Here is an 18,121-nt window from a genome sequence, read left to right on the forward strand (position 1 = left end):
TCAGCGTTTTTGTATGTAGGTAATCGCCAGCGCTACCGCGAGCACCAGCCCTTTTATAATGTCCATGGCGTAATACGGCACGGAGAGCATCACCAGCCCGTTCGACAGCACGCCGAGAATAACCGCCCCGACCAGGGTCCCCAGCGCGTTCGGCTTGCCGGACCCGGCCAGCGAGAAGCCAATCCACGCCGCCGCCACCGCATCCATCAGATATCCGCCGCCTGCGTTCACCTGCGACGAGCCAATGCGCGAGGCCAGCAAAATCCCGCCCAGGCCCGCCAGCAGCGAGGCAATCACGTAGGCCGCCACCTTGTAGCGGGTGGTGCGAATGCCGGAGAGACGCGCCGCTTCCGGGTTACCGCCAATGGCGTACATCCGGCGTCCATGAGTGGTGAGCGACAGCCCCAGCTGTGCCAGCACGGTCACCACCAGCATGACGATCACGATGGTCGGCACCTGTCCCAGCAGGCTGAACGTCGCCGGAATAGTCCCTTCCGCCATATCGCCGCTCGGCAGCACCATGTTTTCGGTAATCGACCCGCCGTAGCTGTAGGTCATCGCCACGCCCTGGATCACAAACAGGCTGGCCAGCGTCGCGAGCATGTCCGGAATGCGCAGGATGACGATCAGAAAGGCGTTAAACAGCCCCACCAGCGTGCAGAGCGCGAGGGTAATCAGAATCGACTCGGTGGTGCCGAAGCCGTGCCAGACGAAAAGGGAAATCACCAGCGCGTTCGCCAGCGACGCGGTAGACCCCACGGAGAGATCGAATCCGCCGATGGTCAGCGAAATCGACACGCCTATGGCAATCACCGTCACGATGGCAATCGAGCGCAGGATATTGATGATGTTATTCGGATCGAGGAAGCTGTCCGACGCCAGGCCAAAGACGGCCACCAGCGCGACGACGGTCAGCAACATGCCCCACCTGTAGAGAAAATCGAAAATCTGCTGACGGCCAGACGCCGTCGCGTTTACTGAAAGGGCCTTGCTCACGACGCCGTTCCTCCGGTTGAATAATAAAGTAATGTCTCTTCACGGGCCTCGGTCCCGGCGATTTCCGCCACGATGCGCCCGTCCCACAGCACGCAGATGCGGTCGCACAGCCCGACCAGCTCGGCAAATTCGCCGGAGGCGTAAATCACCCCTTTGCCCTCGCGCGCCAGGCCGTCAATCAGCTGGAAAAGATCGGTTTTGGCCTTCACGTCCACGCCTTTGGTCGGCTCGTCGAAGATCAGCACGCTCGCGTCATTGCGCAGCCACTTGCCGATAGCCACCTTCTGCTGGTTACCGCCGGAGAGACGTCGCAAAACCTGCCCGGGACCGCGCGCGCGAACGCCGACGCGGGCGATCACCTCCTCCGCCCAGCGCCACGCCTGACGATGGCCGAACAGGCTCCAGCGCGAGAAGCTGTTATCAGCGCACACGGCAAGGTTCATGCTCACCGGCTCGTCGATAAAAATACCCTCTTTACGCCGCTCTTCCGGCACCAGCGCCAGCCCGCGCAGCACCGAGTCCGCCGGATCGCGCGGCTGCCAGGGCTGTTGATTCAGCTCACCGCGCGCCACGCGGCTTTTGCTGGCGCCAAACAGCGCCTTACAGAGTTCGGTTTTTCCCGCCCCCGCCAGCCCGGCAATACCAAGAATTTCGCCCTTGCGCAGGTGCAGGGAGATATCTTTCAGCAGCGCGTCGTCGTGCAGACCTTCTACCCGCAGGAGCGTCTCTTCGCCGTGCGGTGGCCGCGCGGGCGGATAGATATCGCTCAGCACGTGGCCGAGCATCTTCTCGACGATCGCTTCTCCGCTAAGATCGGCCATCGGTCCGGACTCAATCAGCTTGCCGTCGCGCAGCACCGTCAGGGTGTCGCAGATGGCCTTCAGCTCGTGAATGCGGTGGGAGATAAACACCACGCCGATGCCCTGCTGCTTTAAGCGTCTGACTACCGCAAACAGGCGCTCGCTCTCGTGTGCGTCCAGCGGCGCGGTGGGCTCATCAAGAATCAAAAAACGGCAGTGGTGGGATAGCGCCCGCGCCAGCAAAATCTGCTGCTTTTCGGCAAGCGTGCAGCTGTCGATGGAACGGCGTACGTCCAGAGAAACATCCAGCTGCGCCAGCGCCTGTCTCGCCTGCTGACGGATCGCGCGCCAGCTGAAGCGATGCCCCGGCTGCGCCAGCTGGTCGAGCATGATGTTCTCGGCGATGCTTAACCCCGGGATCAGCGCCACGTCCACCTCCTGCTGCACAAGGTGGATCCCCAGCCGTTTGGCATCGAGCGGTTCGCGGATGTTTACCGGCTGGTTGTTAATGCTGATCTCGCCCTCATAGTGGTCGTGCGTCCCGCACAGCACCGCCATCAGCGTCGATTTTCCCGCGCCGTTGGCGCCGGTCAGCGCATGTACGGAGCCGCCGGATAAGGTGAAATTCACGCGCGACAGCGCCTGAAAGCCGGAAAAGGCCAGGCTGATACCGCGCATTTCAAGGCGACTGGAAACCATCCGCGTAAATCCTTCATTACTCTTCTGATTTATCGAATTTTTCACAGCTCCGGTTGACTGACAACGACGGAAAAGGCATAAGTTAAAGCGAAATATTATTAGCCATCCGGATGTCCAGACATAACATCGGGTTAGCGCTTCCCAAAAAGGACACCATCATGAGCAACACCGATATCCGCGTCGTGCCTGGCCCGGCGAATTACTTCTCTCATTCCGGAAGCCTTGCGCATCTGAATGACTTCTTTACCCCTGAACAGCTTTCCCGCGCGGTGTGGATCTACGGCGAGCGCGCGATCGAAGGCGCGCGCCCTTTCCTGCCGGAGAGCTTTAATGCGCCGGGGGCGAAACACCTGCTGTTTAAAGGCCACTGCAGCGAGCGCGACGTCACCCATCTGGTGAATGAATCCGGCAGCGACGCCAGCGTGGTGATTGGCGTTGGCGGCGGCGCGGTGCTCGATGCCGTCAAGGCCGTGGCGCGCCGCTTAGGAGTGCCGTTCGTGGGCATCCCCACTATTGCCGCCACCTGCGCGGCGTGGACCCCGCTCTCGGTCTGGTACAACGATGCCGGTCAGGCGCTGCATTTTGAGATCTTCGACGACGCCAACTTCCTGGTGCTGGTGGAGCCGCAGATCGTCCTTAACGCACCCGCGGAGTATCTGCTGGCGGGCATCGGCGATACGCTGGCGAAGTGGTACGAAGCGGTAGTGCTCGCCCCGCAGCCTGAAAAGCTGCCGCTGACCGTGCGGCTGGGCATCAACGGCGCGCTGGCTATCCGCGACGTGCTGCTGGAGCACAGTGAGGAAGCCCTGGCTGACCAGCAGCGCGGTGAACAGACGCAGGCGTTCCGGGACGTGGTGGATGCGATTATTGCAGGCGGCGGGATGGTCGGCGGTCTGGGCGAACGCTATACCCGCGTGGCGGCGGCGCATGCGGTGCACAACGGTTTGACCGTGCTGCCGCAGACGGAAAAATACCTCCACGGCACCAAGGTGGCCTACGGCATTCTGGTGCAGAGCGCCCTGCTCGGCCAGGACGACGTGCTGGCACAGCTGGTCTCGGCGTATCGGCGTTTTAACCTGCCGACCACGCTTCGCGCGCTGGAGGTCGATATTAACAGCCGAGAGGAGCTGGATAAGGTGATTGCCCACACCCTGCGTCCGGTGGAGTCAATTCATTATCTGCCGGTGACGTTAACGCCCGACGTTCTGCGCGCGGCGTTTGAGAAGGTGGAATACTTCAGCCGTTAATCTCCCTGACCGTCTATACCTAATGATGATTCTTACCACTCTCGTAACGAGGTCATCATGCAGATCGATTTAACAGGTAAAAAGGCGCTGGTTACCGGTGCCAGCCGCGGGTTGGGTCGGGCTATTGCACTGTCGCTGGCGCGCGCCGGTGCGGATGTGATTATTACGTATGAAAAATCTGCCGATAAAGCCCAGGCGGTCGCCGATGAGATTAAGGCGCTGGGACGACACAGCGAAGCCGTGCAGGCCGACAGCGCCAGCGCGCAGGCGATTCAGGATGCCGTCACCCATGCGGCACGTTCCCTTGGCGGGCTGGACATTCTGGTCAACAACGCGGGTATCGCGCGCGGCGGCCCGCTGGAGTCCATGACCCTGGCGGACATTGACGCGCTCATCAACGTCAACATTCGCGGCGTGGTGATCGCCATTCAGGAAGCGCTGGTGCACATGTCTGACGGCGGGCGCATTATCAACATCGGCAGCTGTCTGGCTAACCGCGTGGCGATGCCGGGTATTGCCGTTTACTCGATGACCAAGTCTGCCCTAAACTCCCTCACCCGCGGCCTGGCGCGCGATCTGGGGCCGCGCGGTATTACCGTTAACCTTGTCCACCCCGGCCCCACCAACAGCGATATGAATCCGGAAGACGGCGAACAGGCGGAGGCCCAGCGCCAGATGATCGCCGTCGGCCACTACGGCCAGCCGGAAGACATCGCGGCGGCGGTCACGTTTCTTGCCAGCCCAGCCGCCGGGCAGATCTCCGGTACCGGCCTGGATGTGGACGGCGGGTTGAACGCCTGATCGCACCTTTTCTGCAAGCCTCTGCTGCCCGGCAGAGGCCTTCTCGAGCCGCCTCGACGGTTTGCGTTTTGCCTCTTACCTGTATTTTTTCTCCGCTCTACAGTACCCCATAAGAAATTCGGAATTTATCTAATAGTCTTATTATTTCCTTATATTTTGTGTGGGCGTACAGTGGAGGTACGGATGAAGATTGTCTGGTCAAAGAATGCAAAGAAAGAGTTTTCCAAAATCGATGGCCGATATCAGCGAAGAATCAAAGCAAAACTTGCTGAGCTGGACGATCGCTCAGCTCCCCGGCCCGATATCAAAAAAATATCGGCAACAGAAAATCATTTTCGGCTACGCGTTGGCGATTACCGCACTCTGATTACACTTCGGGACGATCCCGATAACCATTGTTATGTTTTGGCCGTCAAGCGCAGAACATCAACGACCTACCTTCACGAGGAGAAAGCCCCCTATGGCTGTTCAGCTAATTAAGGACGATGACGGAAAAGCGCAGTACGTCGTTATTCCCTATGATGAATACTTTCGTATGTGCTTACAGATGGCAGAAATTGACGACGAAACCGATGATGATCTAGAGGATATTGAAGTCGAACACGATTGTTATGATGACGTAGGATTACCTGGTGAAGTATGCGACGTCATGCATAACGAGAACGTCAGCCTGCAGGCCGCGTGGCGTATCCTGCGCGGGCTATCCCAGCAGGAGGTGGCGGAGAAACTGGGCATCAGCCAGTCCGCCGTGTCACAGCTGGAAGCGCTGGACTCCCGTCCGCAAAAGCGCACCCGTGAAAAGCTGGCGGCGATCTACGGCTGTAAGCAGGAACAGATCAGCCTCTATTTACCGAAAGAGGGTTAACAGCACTTCGCCCCGCCCTTGCCGCCGTAGCGGGCGTCCTGGCGGTCACGGAAAAATTCTTCGTAGGTCATGGGCGTCTGGTCCGGATGGTTGACGCGCATATGCTCGACGTAGTTGTCGTAGTCCGGCACGCCAATCATCATTTTGGCGGCCTGGCCCAGGTACTTACCGGCTTTGGAAAGGGTGTCGAACATAGTTCTGATCTCACAGGGAATGTAGGCCGGGTAAGGCGAAGCCGCCACCCGGCACACGGGTTAATGCGCCCCTTTGGCCTGGGTCACAATCTCTTCCAGGTTTTCAGGCATTGGCTCGTACGGCGTCTCTTTCGCCGTTGGCTTATCGTTTTTCAACGCAGCCAGCGCGGTCCTGAGAGAATACAACGCCAGCACCACGACCACCACCATAAAGAAGATGGTTAGCCCGGCGTCCAGACGGTTGTTAAACACCAGCTGCGACAGCTGCGATTCGGTGTACTGTGCCGGGATCTTGCCGCTGTCGATCATCGCCTGGAACTTGTTGGCAATCGCCAGGAAGCCCACCTTATTATCCGGGCTGAAGGCTTTCTGCCAGCCCGCCGTCAGGGTACAGATAAGCAGCCACGCGGTTGGCACCAGCGCCACCCAGGCGTAACGCTGGCGCTTCATCTTGAACAGCACCACCGCGCAGAGCATCAGCGCCATACCCGCCAGCATCTGGTTGGCGATACCGAACAGCGGCCACAGGGTGTTAATCCCGCCCAGCGGATCGACCACGCCCTGATGCAGGAAATACCCCCACGCCAGCACGCACAGCGCCGTCGCCAGCAGGTTAGCCGGGAGCGAATCGGTCCGCTTCAGGTTCGGGGAGATGACGCCCAGCAGATCCTGCAGCATAAAGCGCGCCGCACGGGTTCCCGCATCCACCGCCGTCAGGATAAACAGCGCTTCAAACAGGATGGCGAAGTGATACCAGAACGACACGTCCATCAGCCCGCCCAGCGCGCCGTGAAGAATATACGCCATGCCGACCGCCAGCGTCGGCGCGCCGCCTGCACGGGAGATAATCGACTGCTCGCCCACTTCGCTGGCGATGCTCGTCAACGTATCAGGGGTAATCGCAAAGCCCCAGCCGCTCACCACCTGCGCGGCAGACGCTACCACGTCAACGGTGCCGGCCGGGGCCAGGACCGCCATCGGGCTGTTCATCGCGAAATACACGCCCGGGTCGATAATGCAGGCGGAGACCAGCGCCATAATGGCCACGAAGGACTCCATCAGCATACCGCCGTAGCCGATCAGGCAGGCCTGATTTTCATTCGCCAGCATCTTCGGCGTGGTACCGGAGGCAATCAGCGCGTGGAAGCCCGACACCGCACCGCAGGCGATGGTGATAAACAGGAACGGGAAGAGATTGCCGGTCCAGACCGGGCCGGTACCGTCGATGAATTTGGTTAATGCCGGCATGGTCAGGGTCGGACGCATAATCAGAATGCCGATCGCCAGCCCGACGATAGTACCGATTTTCAGGAACGTTGAGAGATAGTCACGCGGAGCCAGCAGCAGCCACACCGGGAGCACGGCCGCCACAAAGCCGTAGCCCACCAGCATCCAGGTCAGCTGTACGCCGGTAAAGTCGAAGAACGGCGCCCAGGTCGGGCTTTCCGCCACCCAGCCGCCGGAGATAATGGCGAACACCAGAAACACCAGGCCAATCACCGACACTTCACCAATCCGGCCCGGACGCAGGTAGCGGATATAGATCCCCATAAACAGCGCCAGCGGAATGGTGAAGGCAACGGTATACGTTCCCCAGGGGCTGTGGGTCAGCGCTTTCACCACGATCATCGCCAGCACCGCGAGGATGATCACCATGATCATAAAGGTCGCCACCAGCGCAATCACCCCGGCAGTGGCCCCCATCTCCTCTTTCACCAGCTCACCCAGCGAACGTCCGTCGCGGCGGGTAGAGACGAACAGCACCATAAAGTCCTGCACCGCGCCTGCCAGCACCACGCCCGCCAGGATCCAGATCATCCCCGGCAGGTAGCCCATTTGCGCCGCCAGCACCGGCCCCACCAGCGGGCCTGCCCCGGCAATCGCCGCAAAATGGTGACCGAACAGCACTTTCTTATCGGTCGGCACGTAGTCCAGACCGTCGTTATGGCGAACGGCAGGCGTCATGCGCGTTGCGTCAACGCCCAGGACGTTCTTCGCGATATAGCGGCCATAAAAACGATAGGCGATCAGGTAAACGCAGACCGAGGCGACGACGATCCAGAGCGCGTTGATCTGCTCCCCTCGGTTGAGGGCGATATAGCCCAGGGCAAAGGCTCCCACAACGGAGAGCCCTGCCCATGTAAGGTATTTCCCTGAGTTGTTCATAGTTGTTGTCCGTTGTTGTGAAACAGTGAGATGTTACATTTTGTTTCTAGAACAACCGGAAAAATTTAACAACTTTGAAACGCAATAATGCGTGGTCAAACCAGAGATTTACACCACAGTGTTAAGCCGATCACTTTGATCTGCCTGGGTTAGCCCAGCACCATCGTACTTAACCGGCAGGTGCAGCACCGCCGCCCCTGCTCGTCGAAGACCACAATCTCCCAGCTCTGGCTCGAACGCCCAAGATGCAGCGGCTGACACACGCCGCGAACCTTACCGTGGGAAACTGCCCGATGATGCGTGGCGTTCAGCTCCGTTCCCACCACGCTCTGCCCGTCGCGGGTCATCAGAAATCCGGCCATTGAGCCGAGCGTTTCCGCCAGCGCCGCCGAGGCACCGCCGTGAAGCAGGCCAAACGGCTGATGGGTTCGCGCATCTACCGGCATCTCCGCTTCCAGCGTGTCATCCCCGAGGCGGGTATAGATGATGCCCAGGTTCGCCACCAGGGTATTCACGCTGGTGGCGTTCAGTTCTGCAAGCGATAAATGACGTTTCCAGATCATTTATGCCCCCAGCGTGGAGCCGCCGTCCACCACGATATCCTGCAGGGTGATGTGGCTGGCGGCATCGGAGGCAAGGAACAGCACGGTCGCAGCTATCTCCTGCGGGCGGGCAATTTTGCCCAGCGGAATGCCGAGCTTAAACTGCTCGCCGAAGCCGCGGATGCGCTGCTGTTCCGCATCGTCGCTTTTCCACAGGGTGCGCTGCATATCGGTGTCCGTTGAGCCCGGCGACACCAGATTGCAGCGCACGCCGCTGCCCGCCAGCTCCAGCCCGACGGTCAGGGCCAGGCTTTTCAGCGCCGCTTTCGATGCGCCGTAGGCGCTCATGCCGATGCGCGGCGCGTGCGCCGCGTCGGACGCCACGGTGACCATCGCCCCGCCCTGCTGGCGGCGAAACTGGCCCATCGTCTGCTGGAAAAGGTTGAACGCGCCGCCGACGTTGACCGCGAAGGTATGCTGCCAGTCATCCTGCGAGAGCTGGTCCGTCGCCCCCATGCGCAGAATGCCCGCGGCGTTGACCAGCACGTCCAGCCGTTCGAGCGAAGCCAGCGCGCGCCCGCACACCTCATGTACCTGTGCGGCATCCGCCACGTCCAGCGTTTCGGTGGCAAACGGATAGTCATCCTGCGGGAAGGCAAGATCGAACCCGGTCACCTGTGCGCCTGCTTCGGCAAACGCCAGTGCGGTCGCGTAGCCAATCCCCTTCCCCGCGCCCGTCACCCAGACGGTTTTGCCGGTAAAATCGAATCCCGCCATTACTTCACCTCGCGGGAAAGCAGCGCCCACCAGGCGTCGAGAGTGGGATTTTTTGCCAGCATCACGAAGTCGATATCGCCGTGCACTTTGCGCCAGCGGGCCGCCAGCGCCATCATGCGCACTGAATCCAGGCCGTAGTCGATCAGGTTTTCGTCATCCATCGGCTCGTCGGACTCGTCCAGCAGCGGAAGGATCAGCTCGCGCAGCGCGGCTTTCGAGGCCGGAACGGACGGCAGCAGCTCGTCGGTCATCACCACGCGGCCAGAACGCCCGGCCACGTAGTTCAGGGACATCAGGTGCTCGTCACGGGTGAAATCTGCCAGCGCGTCGGCAATAAAGAACGGCTTAATGTCGCGCATAAAGGCGTCGGTGGCGGTGGTCATGCAGCCGATGTGAGCGTACACGCCGGTAATTAGCAGCTGGTTGCGGCCCGTCTCTTTCAGCATCTGCTCCAGCGGCGAGCGGTGAAACGCGCTGTAGCGCCACTTCACCAGCACCGTGTCCGCTTCGTCCGGGGTCAGCTCAGCGACGATGCGCTGCTGCTCCGGCGAGCGGGTCAGGCCAGGCCCCCACATGTCGTTCAGCAGGGCGCGGTCTTCATCGCTTTGCTCTTTTGGCTGCGCGGTGTAGTAAACCGGGATATTGTGTTCTTTGCAGTATGCGCGCAGTTTAGCGATGTTCGCTACTACCTGCTGCATCATCGCGCTATTTTCGCCCCAGAAGTTCAGGAAATACTCCTGCATATCGTGGATCAGCAGCGCCGCGCGCTCGGGCTCAAACGCCCAGTTCACCTTGTTGGTCGGCAACTCTGCGGCGGTTGGCAGCGCGTAAGCGGTTAATTTTGGAATGGCCATACTCTGTTCCTCAGCCCCGGGCGCGTTCAGCAAGCCACAGGCGCAACTGTTTCTTATCGACTTTGCCGACCGGCGTCAGCGGGAGCGCATCCACGCTCTCCACGCGGTCCGGCAGCTTGAATTCGGCAACGCCCTGCTCGCGCAGGAAGCGACGCACCTCGACCGCGCGCAGGGGCTGTTTCACCACCAGATACGCGCAGCTCTTCTCGCCCAGCAAGCTGTCCTCCATGCTCACCAGCGCGGCGTGGATCACCGACTCATGGCGCAGCAGCAGGTTCTCGATCTCTTCGGCGGCGATCTTCTCCCCGCCGCGGTTGATCTGATCTTTCTCTCGACCCTGCACGGTGATATAGCCCTGCTCGTCGATGGCGATCAGATCCCCGGAGCAATAAAAGCCGTCGGCGTCAAAGGCGCTGGCATTGTGTTCCGGGCTGTTGAAATAACCGCGGAAGGTATACGGCCCCCGCGTCATCAGGCGTCCGACTTCCCCGCGCGGCAGCGGGTTGCCGTGCTCGTCGGCCACCCACACTTCGTCGTCCGGGCACATCGGGCGGCCCTGGGTGTTGATGATGCGTTCCGGCGCGTCGTCGAGCGCGGTGTAGTTCACCAGCCCTTCCGCCATGCCGAACACCTGCTGAAGCTGGCAGCCGATTTCCGCCGGAATGCGCGCCGCGAGCGTGGCGGAGAGGCGCGCGCCGCCCACCTGCAGCAGCTTCAGAGAGTTGAGCTGCGCGCTGCCCGCGCCGTCGGCAATCGCCTGCAGCCAGAGGCTGACCGCCGGGGGCACCAGCGAGGTGACGTTAATCTGATGCCGTTCGATCAGCGGGAAGCAGAGCGTGGCGCTCGGATCGTTCGCCAGCACCACGCAGCCGCCCGCGGTGAAGACGCCCAGCGATCCCGGCGAGCTCATGGCGTAGTTATGCGCGGCGGGGAGCGCATTCAGGTAACGGGTTTCGGCGGTAATGCCGCAGATCTCGTTGCTGCGGCGGATGCTGTAGTCGTAGTCGTTGTGCGTCCGCGGGATCAGCTTCGGCGTGCCGGTGCTGCCGCCGGAGAGCTGGAAGAAGGCCACTTCGTCGGCGGGCGTCGGGTTCGGGATGAAGTTGTCGGCCGGACGGGCCATCGCCGCTTCCAGGGCATGTTCACCCTTATCGCCGCGCAGGAGCACGACGCGTACCGAACGGTGTTCATCCACGAAAGCGTTGAGGAAGTCATCGCCCGCAAACAGCGCATGGTCGCGATCGGCGATCAGCACGGCGGGTTTGATCTGCGCCGCGTAGGCGTTCAGCTCGCTGCGCTGGTGGCTAAAGAGCGCGTTGACCGGCGCGACGCCGATTTGCAGCAGCGCGAAGAAGGTGATGTAGAACTCGGCCACGTTGCCAAGCTGCACCAGCGCGGTCTCGCCGCGATGCAGCCCACGCCCCTGAAGGGCTGAGGCCAGGTTGTTCACCGCCTGATTAAACGCACGGTAGGTGATGTGCCGCTCGCCGTCAATTATCGCCACGGCATCGCTGTCCGCGCGATCCGTCAGGATGTGGGTCAACGGCAGATCCTGCCAGTAGCCTTTTTCACGGTAGCGGCGGGCAAATGCCTCAGGCCAGCGGGTAAAGGGAATGGTCATGAGTCTTCCTTAGTGCAAACCAAATACGTTGAGCATGGTGGAGAGCTTCACGCCCGTCTCGCGCCACTCGCCCACCGGCGAGGAGGCAGGCACAATGCCCGCGCCGGCAAACAGGCGAACGGTATTTTTATGCAGACGCGCGCAGCGGATGGTCACCACCCACTCGCCGTTGCCTTCGCTGTCGCACCAGCCGACGATGCCGCCGAACAGCTCGCGGTCGAACGGCTCTAGCTCGGCAATCAGCTCTTTTGCCGCCTGATGCGGGAAGCCGCTCAGCGCCGGGGTCGGGTGCAGCAGGCAGGCCAGGGTCAGGGCGTTTTCGTTTTCACGCGCCTCGCCTTCTACCGGCGTCGCCAGATGCCACAGCGTGGGCGTGGTAATCAACTGAGGAGAATCTGGCATGCTGAGATGGTGGCTGCGCGGTGCCAGAATAGCCTTCATCGCCTGGGTCACGAGGTCGTGCTCGTGCCGATCCTTTTCAGAGGCCAGCAGCTTATTGCCCGCTTCGCGATCTAATACATCATCGGGCTGACGACGCGCCGAGCCTGCCAGCGGCAGCGAACTAAAGTGCGCGCCCTCTTTGCGCAGCAGCAGTTCAGGGCTGGCGCCGAGGAGCACGCCGCCGTCTTCCAGCGGCACGTGGAAGTTGAAGCTCGCCGGGTTCTGGGCGATCAGGCGCTCCATCAGGGCGCCGCTATCCATGTTTTTGTCGGTCGCGATATCAATCAGGCGCGACAGCACCACCTTGTTCACCTGCGGTGTGGCGGTGAGCGACGCGGCGCGAGCCACCATCTCTTCGAAAACGGGCTGCGGCGGGATCTCGGTGCGTTGTTCCACCTTCAGCGCCTGCGAGCCGGAAAAATAACGTGCAGACTGCTGACGTGCCGGACGGGAAAAGGTCTGCCAGCGTTGGGGAATAAACAGAGAGGACGGCTTGCGGGTATCGAACGGGATAGCCCCTACCATCACCGGATGAGCGATACCGCTGGCTTTCGCATTCAGGAAGGCCTGGGCTAATTTTTGCTGGAAGCGACCCGCCGGATCGTCACCGCCAACTGCGGGTTCACTGAAGCGGGCAAAGCAGCCGGACGTAGTAAAGCTGCGGTAAGGCGACATAAAGAAAAAACGGTCTGATTCCAGCGTGGTTGCGGCGTGCTGAACTTCCTCAGCCAGGGACGTATCCATATCATCCTCCTTAAAATGATAAAAGAAGCAATAATGATTATCATTTATATTTTCGTCGGCTAACCTAATCCCACATCGCTCCGCTGTCAACCGTCGGGCAAATAACTTGTGCGACAAAAGCTTGCATCCAGATGCTGCAGCCATGAAAATGAGAAGCATTATCCTCAACAAAAACAGGATCCCGCGTTGTGAAATTCCCTGCCATTTTCCGTAATCCCCTGCTTTTATTGGCACTTTTTGTTTTAGGACTTACCTCAGCCGCTGCCGCCGACTGGCCGCGTCAGGTGACTGACAGCCGCGGCGTTCACACGCTAGAGAGCAAACCGACGCGCATTGTCTCTACCAGCGTGACCTTAACCGGCTCCCTGCTGGCGATTGACGCCCCGGTCGTCGCCAGCGGCGCGACCACGCCGAACAACCGCGTGGCCGATGCGCAGGGCTTTTTGCGCCAGTGGGGCGATATTGCGAAACAGCGTCAGGTTGCGCGGATGTATATTGGCGAACCGAGCGCCGAAGCGGTCGCCGCACAAATGCCGGATCTGATTTTGATCAGCGCCACCGGCGGTGATTCCGCGCTGGCGCTGTACGATCAGCTCTCCGCCATCGCGCCGACGCTTATCATCAACTACGACGACAAGAGCTGGCAGGCACTGCTGACGCAACTGGGCACCATCACCGGGCTGGAAAAACAGGCCGAAGAGCGCATTGCCGCGTTTGATAAACAGCTCGCGCAGGTGAAACAGCAGATGAAGCTGCCGCCGGAGCCGGTGAACGCCATCGTCTACACCGCCGCCGCGCACAGCGCCAACCTGTGGACCGCAGAATCGGCGCAGGGCAAGCTGCTGCAACAGCTGGGCTTTACGCTGGCGGACCTGCCCGCCGGTTTGCAGACCTCAACAAGCCAGGGCAAGCGGCACGATATTATCCAGCTGGGCGGTGAAAACCTGGCAACGGGACTGAACGGCGAAGGGCTGTTCGTGTTTGCCGGCGACCAGAAAGATGTGGATGCGATTTACGCCAACCCGCTGCTGGCGCATCTGCCGTCGGTGAAAAACAAACGGGTTTGGGCATTGGGAACCGAGACGTTCCGCCTGGATTATTACAGCGCGATGCTGGTGTTAGACAGATTGAATACGTTGTTTAAGTAGGCATTTTCCCACCCTCTCCCTGTGGGAGAGGGCCGGGGTGAGGGCATCAGGCCACACCGTCGTTCAACACAACCTCCTGCCTGAACCGCCGCAATTTCACCAACGCCACTAACAAAATCACGCCAACCATCGCTAACGCAAACCCGCTGCTGCTCGCCGACGCCGCCGGGGTCATTATCGCCCCCAGCCCGCCGAGGATCGCCGCGCCAATCGCATCGCCCGTGACGTTCTGCGCCGTCCACAGGCCGTTGATGCGCCCGAGCATCCCTTCCGGCGTCTGGGTCTGGATCAGGGTGTACTGCAGCAGCGAACTGATGGCGCTCAGCCAGCCGAAAATCACCAGGCACAACACCCCGAGCGCCCACGCCGGCATCAGGCTAAAGAAGCCGATGGCGATAAACGACGCCAGAGTGGCAAGCAGCATAATCAGCCCCGGACGCGCGCTCTGCGCCAGGTTGCCGCTGGTCAGCGCCCCGCACGCCGCGCCGAGCGGAATGGCCGCGTAGAGAATGCCAATCTCCGAGGCGCTCATCTGCCACTCTCCCGCTAATGCCGGATACAGCACGCGCACGGCGCTCGCCATGGTCAGCAGGCCGCCGAGCAGCGCAATGCCGCCAATCAGCGGGTTGCTGAACAGGAAACGAATCGCGGCCATCAGCGATTTCAGGGGATGCTCGCGCGGCTGCGGCGGAGGCGGCAGCCGCGGCAGGCACAGCAGCGTCAGCGTGGTGATAAAGGTCCCTGCCGCCGCCAGCCCGTAGTTCCACGCCACGTTGCCGGTCGCCAGCAGCAGGCCGCCCACCATCGGTGAAATCACCGAGCCGAGGCGCACGGTGAGCATGGTGATCGCCCCCGCCTGCATCAGATTTTCTCGCCCGACCAGCGCGGGCGTGGCCGCCAGCAGCGCCGTCACGCCCAGCGAGGCGAAAAAGCCGTCCCACAGCCCCAGGGCATAAATGGCGATCAGCGACGGCTCAGGCAGCATGGCGTTCAGACACAGCCCGATAAAGCCCACGCCGCAGGTGCCGCGCGCCAGCAGGATCAGCTTCTTGCGCTCGTAGCGGTCCGCCAGCACGCCGCCAACCATCAGGCCGATAAACATCGCCCCGCCGGTTAAGGTAACCGATAACCCCACCAGCCAGCTGGAGTGCGTCATGGTCTGGATCTGGACCGGCACGGCCACGCCGAGCAGGCCGAGGGATAAAATGGAGATAAAGCGAGCGATAAACACGGCGCGATAGGCCGGGTGCGTTTTGAGCAGGCTGAGGTTAAGCAGCCAGGATTTTTGATTCATGACAAAGCCTTGAGTGTAATTCTACCCATTCCATGGGCGCACATGCTAACATAGCCAAATAAGATAGATAACGATAATCACTATCATTATCAAATCATGGATGTTGCTATGTCGTTTTCCTCTTCTTCGGTGCGCGCGATTGCCGTGCCCGTTTTATTGCTGCTGTTGATCCTTGCGACTGCACTCAGCCTGCTGGTCGGCGCGAAGCCGCTTCCCGCGTCCGTCATCGTTGATGCGCTCACTGGCACCTGCCAAAGCGCTGACTGCACTATCGTGCTCGACGCTCGCCTGCCCCGCACCCTTGCCGGGCTGCTGGCCGGTGGCGCACTCGGCCTTGCCGGTGCCCTGATGCAAACCCTCACCCGCAATCCGCTGGCGGACCCCGGCATTCTAGGCGTTAACTCTGGCGCCAGCTTTGCCATCGTGCTCGGAGCGGCGCTGTTTGGGTTTACTTCTCCCTCTGAACAGCTGGCGATGGCTTTCTGCGGCGCGCTGGCCGCCTCGCTGCTAGTGGCGTTTACCGGCAGCCAGGGCGGCGGCCAGCTGAGTCCGGTACGCCTGACGCTGGCGGGCGTGGCGCTCGCGGCGGTGCTGGAAGGCTTATCTAACGGCATCGCCCTGCTCAACCCGGACGTCTACGATCAGCTGCGCTTCTGGCAGGCCGGCTCGCTGGATATCCGCACCATTGAAACCCTGAAAGTGGTGGCGTTCCCGGTCATTATTGCTGCCGCCGTGGCGCTGTTTTTAAGCCGGGCGCTGAACAGCCTGAGCCTCGGCAGCGACACCGCTACCGCTCTAGGCAACCGCGTCGCGCGCACGCAGCTGATTGGCCTGCTGGCCATCACCGTCCTGTGCGGCAGCGCGACCGCCGTGGTCGGCCCGATTGCCTTTATCGGCCTGATGATGCCGCACATGTCGCGCTGGCTGGTGGGGACGGATCACCGCTGGTCGCTGCCGGTCACGCTGCTGGCTACTCCTGCGCTGTTGCTGTTTGCCGACGTGCTGGGTCGCCTGCTGGTGCCGGGCGAGCTGCGCGTCTCGGTGGTCAGCGCCTTTATCGGCGCGCCGGTGCTGATCTTCCTGGTACGACGTAGACGCGGAGGTGGCGCATGATGGCCCCGTCCCGTCGTTTACTCACCAGCGTCTCGCTGCTAAGTATCCTCATTCTGCTGCTGGCGGTCTGGAGCCTGCGCAGCGGCGCGGTGACGCTCGATTTTTCTCAGATGCTTAACGCCCTGCTCGGCAGCGCGCCGCGCAATATCACCATGGTTGTCACCGAATGGCGCCTGCCGCGCGTGGCGATGGCGATTCTCGTAGGTGCGGCGCTCGGCGTCAGCGGTGCGATATTCCAGTCGCTGATGCGCAACCCGCTCGGTAGCCCGGACGTGATGGGACTCAACACCGGGGCCTGGAGCGGCGTGCTGGTAGCGATGGTGCTGTTCGGTCAGCACCTGACGGCCATTACCTTTACGGCAATGGCGGGCGGCATTCTGACGTCGCTGGTTATCTGGCTATTGGCCTGGCGCAACGGCATCGACACCTTCCGGCTGATCATTATCGGTATCGGCGTACGTGCGATGCTGATGGCCTTCAATACCTGGCTGCTGCTGCAGGCCTCGCTGGAAACGGCGCTTTCCGCCGGGCTGTGGTACGCAGGTTCCCTTAACGGCCTGACGTGGGGCAAAACCTGGCCCGCCGCGCCGCTGATTGTGCTGATGTTTATCGGCGCGCTGCTGCTGGTTCGCCGCATGCGGCTGCTGGAAATGGGCGACGACAGCGCCTGCGCGCTGGGCGTGAGCGTCGAGCGCTCGCGCCTGATGCTGATGCTGGTCGCCGTACTGCTGACCGCAGCCTCTACGGCGATCGCCGGGCCAATCTCGTTTATCGCCCTCGTGGCACCGCATATCGCGCGACGTCTTAGCGGGACGGCGCGCTGGGGATTAACCCAGGCGGCGCTGTGCGGCGCGCTGCTGCTGCTGGCCGCCGATCTCTGTGCCCAGCAGCTGTTTATGCCTTATCAGCTGCCGGTGGGCGTAGTGACCGTCAGCCTCGGCGGGATTTACCTCATCGTCTTGCTCGTTCAGGAGTCACGCAAGAAATGACAGATACAACCACTCGCTTGCGCGGCGAACATCTCACCCTCGGCTACGGCAAAAAAATCATTGCCCGAGACTTAACCGTTGCCATTCCGGACGGCCACTTCACCGCGATTATCGGCCCGAACGGCTGCGGCAAATCGACCCTGCTGCGCACGCTGAGCCGACTGATGACGCCGGTGGAGGGCAGCGTATTCCTCGACGGGGAGCAGATCCAGCGCTTCGCCAGCAAAGAGGTGGCACGCCGCATCGGGCTGCTGGCCCAAAACGCCACCACGCCGGGGGACATCACGGTGCAGGAGCTGGTCTCGCGCGGGCGCTACCCGCACCAGCCGCTGTTTACCCGCTGGCGTAAAGAGGACGACGAGGCGGTGAACCGCGCGATGCAGGCGACGGGGATCGCCGATCTCGCCCGGCAGAGCGTGGACACCCTCTCCGGCGGCCAGCGTCAGCGGGCGTGGATTGCGATGGTGCTGGCGCAGGAGACGTCGATCATGCTGCTGGACGAGCCGACAACGTGGCTGGACATCAGCCATCAGATTGACCTGCTGGAGCTGCTGAGCGAGCTGAACCGCACGCAGGGGTACACCCTGGCGGCGGTACTGCACGATTTAAACCAGGCATGCCGCTACGCCACGCACCTGATTGCCTTGCGGGACGGTGAGATTGTGGCCCAGGGTGCGCCGAAAGAGATTGTCACGCCGGAGCTTATAGAGCGGATCTACGGCATGCGCTGCATGATAATCGACGATCCGGTGGCGGGTACGCCGCTGGTGGTGCCGTTAGGTCGGCGGTAATTGCCGAGTGGCGGCTACGCCTTACCCGGCCTACATTTA

Annotated in this window: 18 protein-coding genes; 8 read left to right on the plus strand and 10 right to left on the minus strand. The window is 61.5% G+C overall.

What is annotated here, in order from left to right:
• Complete coding sequence (locus AC4IBF_RS15885) at positions 1 to 996, minus strand: ABC transporter permease (protein WP_115874471.1); 996 nt, start codon at positions 994 to 996, stop codon at positions 1 to 3.
• Positions 993 to 2,495, minus strand: a complete 1,503-nt coding sequence (locus AC4IBF_RS15890; protein ID WP_127729989.1) for a sugar ABC transporter ATP-binding protein — start codon at positions 2,493 to 2,495, stop codon at positions 993 to 995. The genes AC4IBF_RS15885 and AC4IBF_RS15890 overlap by 4 nt, the downstream gene beginning before the upstream one ends.
• Positions 2,496 to 2,653: 158 nt before the next feature.
• Between AC4IBF_RS15890 and AC4IBF_RS15895 the strand changes: the two genes are divergently transcribed.
• From AC4IBF_RS15895 to AC4IBF_RS15910, 4 genes are all read left to right on the plus strand, one after another.
• Positions 2,654 to 3,742: an oxidoreductase gene (locus AC4IBF_RS15895; RefSeq protein WP_111964420.1), complete on the plus strand. Its 1,089-nt coding sequence runs from the start codon at positions 2,654 to 2,656 to the stop codon at positions 3,740 to 3,742.
• 57 nt (positions 3,743 to 3,799) lie between these two features.
• Positions 3,800 to 4,543, plus strand: a complete 744-nt coding sequence (locus AC4IBF_RS15900) for an SDR family NAD(P)-dependent oxidoreductase (RefSeq protein ID WP_024906989.1) — start codon at positions 3,800 to 3,802, stop codon at positions 4,541 to 4,543.
• A 183-nt stretch (positions 4,544 to 4,726) separates the two neighbouring features.
• The gene (locus AC4IBF_RS15905; protein WP_252092633.1) at positions 4,727 to 5,023 is read left to right on the plus strand and encodes a type II toxin-antitoxin system RelE family toxin; all 297 of its coding nucleotides are present in this window, start codon (positions 4,727 to 4,729) and stop codon (positions 5,021 to 5,023) included.
• Positions 5,004 to 5,408: a helix-turn-helix domain-containing protein gene (locus AC4IBF_RS15910; protein WP_127729982.1), complete on the plus strand. Its 405-nt coding sequence runs from the start codon at positions 5,004 to 5,006 to the stop codon at positions 5,406 to 5,408. The genes AC4IBF_RS15905 and AC4IBF_RS15910 overlap by 20 nt, the downstream gene beginning before the upstream one ends.
• Here the strand turns inward: AC4IBF_RS15910 and AC4IBF_RS15915 are convergent.
• The 7 genes from AC4IBF_RS15915 to entC form a co-directional block, all read right to left on the minus strand.
• On the minus strand, positions 5,405 to 5,602 hold the full coding sequence (locus AC4IBF_RS15915; protein ID WP_006809671.1) for a YbdD/YjiX family protein: 198 nt from the start codon (positions 5,600 to 5,602) through the stop codon (positions 5,405 to 5,407). The two genes, AC4IBF_RS15910 and AC4IBF_RS15915, sit on opposite strands and share 4 nt — an antisense overlap.
• Before the next feature lie 60 nt (positions 5,603 to 5,662).
• Entirely contained in the window at positions 5,663 to 7,768 is a 2,106-nt protein-coding gene (gene cstA, locus AC4IBF_RS15920; RefSeq protein WP_136195333.1) for a pyruvate/proton symporter CstA, read from the minus strand.
• Positions 7,769 to 7,917: 149 nt separating this feature from the next.
• Positions 7,918 to 8,331 carry a proofreading thioesterase EntH gene (gene entH / locus AC4IBF_RS15925; protein ID WP_491462946.1) on the minus strand — a complete coding sequence of 138 codons (414 nt, stop codon included), beginning with the start codon at positions 8,329 to 8,331 and terminating at the stop codon, positions 7,918 to 7,920.
• On the minus strand, positions 8,332 to 9,087 hold the full coding sequence (gene entA / locus AC4IBF_RS15930; protein WP_252092632.1) for a 2,3-dihydro-2,3-dihydroxybenzoate dehydrogenase EntA: 756 nt from the start codon (positions 9,085 to 9,087) through the stop codon (positions 8,332 to 8,334). It lies immediately after the preceding gene.
• On the minus strand, positions 9,087 to 9,941 hold the full coding sequence (locus AC4IBF_RS15935; RefSeq protein WP_133293972.1) for an isochorismatase: 855 nt from the start codon (positions 9,939 to 9,941) through the stop codon (positions 9,087 to 9,089). The genes entA and AC4IBF_RS15935 overlap by 1 nt, the downstream gene beginning before the upstream one ends.
• Before the next feature lie 10 nt (positions 9,942 to 9,951).
• Entirely contained in the window at positions 9,952 to 11,562 is a 1,611-nt protein-coding gene (gene entE / locus AC4IBF_RS15940; RefSeq protein WP_491462947.1) for a (2,3-dihydroxybenzoyl)adenylate synthase EntE, read from the minus strand.
• 9 nt (positions 11,563 to 11,571) lie between these two features.
• Positions 11,572 to 12,747, minus strand: a complete 1,176-nt coding sequence (entC, locus tag AC4IBF_RS15945; RefSeq protein WP_143344813.1) for an isochorismate synthase EntC — start codon at positions 12,745 to 12,747, stop codon at positions 11,572 to 11,574.
• 188 nt (positions 12,748 to 12,935) lie between these two features.
• Between entC and fepB the strand changes: the two genes are divergently transcribed.
• Complete coding sequence (gene fepB / locus AC4IBF_RS15950) at positions 12,936 to 13,895, plus strand: Fe2+-enterobactin ABC transporter substrate-binding protein (protein ID WP_133293970.1); 960 nt, start codon at positions 12,936 to 12,938, stop codon at positions 13,893 to 13,895.
• Positions 13,896 to 13,941: 46 nt separating this feature from the next.
• On the opposite strand, the gene entS is transcribed toward fepB, so the two are convergent.
• Complete coding sequence (entS, locus tag AC4IBF_RS15955; protein WP_491462948.1) at positions 13,942 to 15,189, minus strand: enterobactin transporter EntS; 1,248 nt, start codon at positions 15,187 to 15,189, stop codon at positions 13,942 to 13,944.
• A 108-nt stretch (positions 15,190 to 15,297) separates the two neighbouring features.
• Between entS and fepD the strand changes: the two genes are divergently transcribed.
• The 3 genes from fepD to fepC are packed head-to-tail and all read left to right on the plus strand — an operon-like array spanning position 15,298 to position 18,082.
• Positions 15,298 to 16,302: a Fe(3+)-siderophore ABC transporter permease gene (gene fepD / locus AC4IBF_RS15960; protein ID WP_133293968.1), complete on the plus strand. Its 1,005-nt coding sequence runs from the start codon at positions 15,298 to 15,300 to the stop codon at positions 16,300 to 16,302.
• Positions 16,302 to 17,291 (plus strand): iron-enterobactin ABC transporter permease, encoded by a 990-nt coding sequence (fepG, locus tag AC4IBF_RS15965; RefSeq protein ID WP_115876038.1) that lies wholly within the window; start codon positions 16,302 to 16,304, stop codon positions 17,289 to 17,291. The genes fepD and fepG overlap by 1 nt, the downstream gene beginning before the upstream one ends.
• Positions 17,288 to 18,082, plus strand: coding sequence for an iron-enterobactin ABC transporter ATP-binding protein (fepC, locus tag AC4IBF_RS15970; RefSeq protein WP_143344809.1), 795 nt, complete (start codon positions 17,288 to 17,290; stop codon positions 18,080 to 18,082). The genes fepG and fepC overlap by 4 nt, the downstream gene beginning before the upstream one ends.
• Positions 18,083 to 18,121: the final 39 nt, after the last annotated feature.

The organism is Enterobacter sp. Taxon_8, assembly GCF_058354585.1.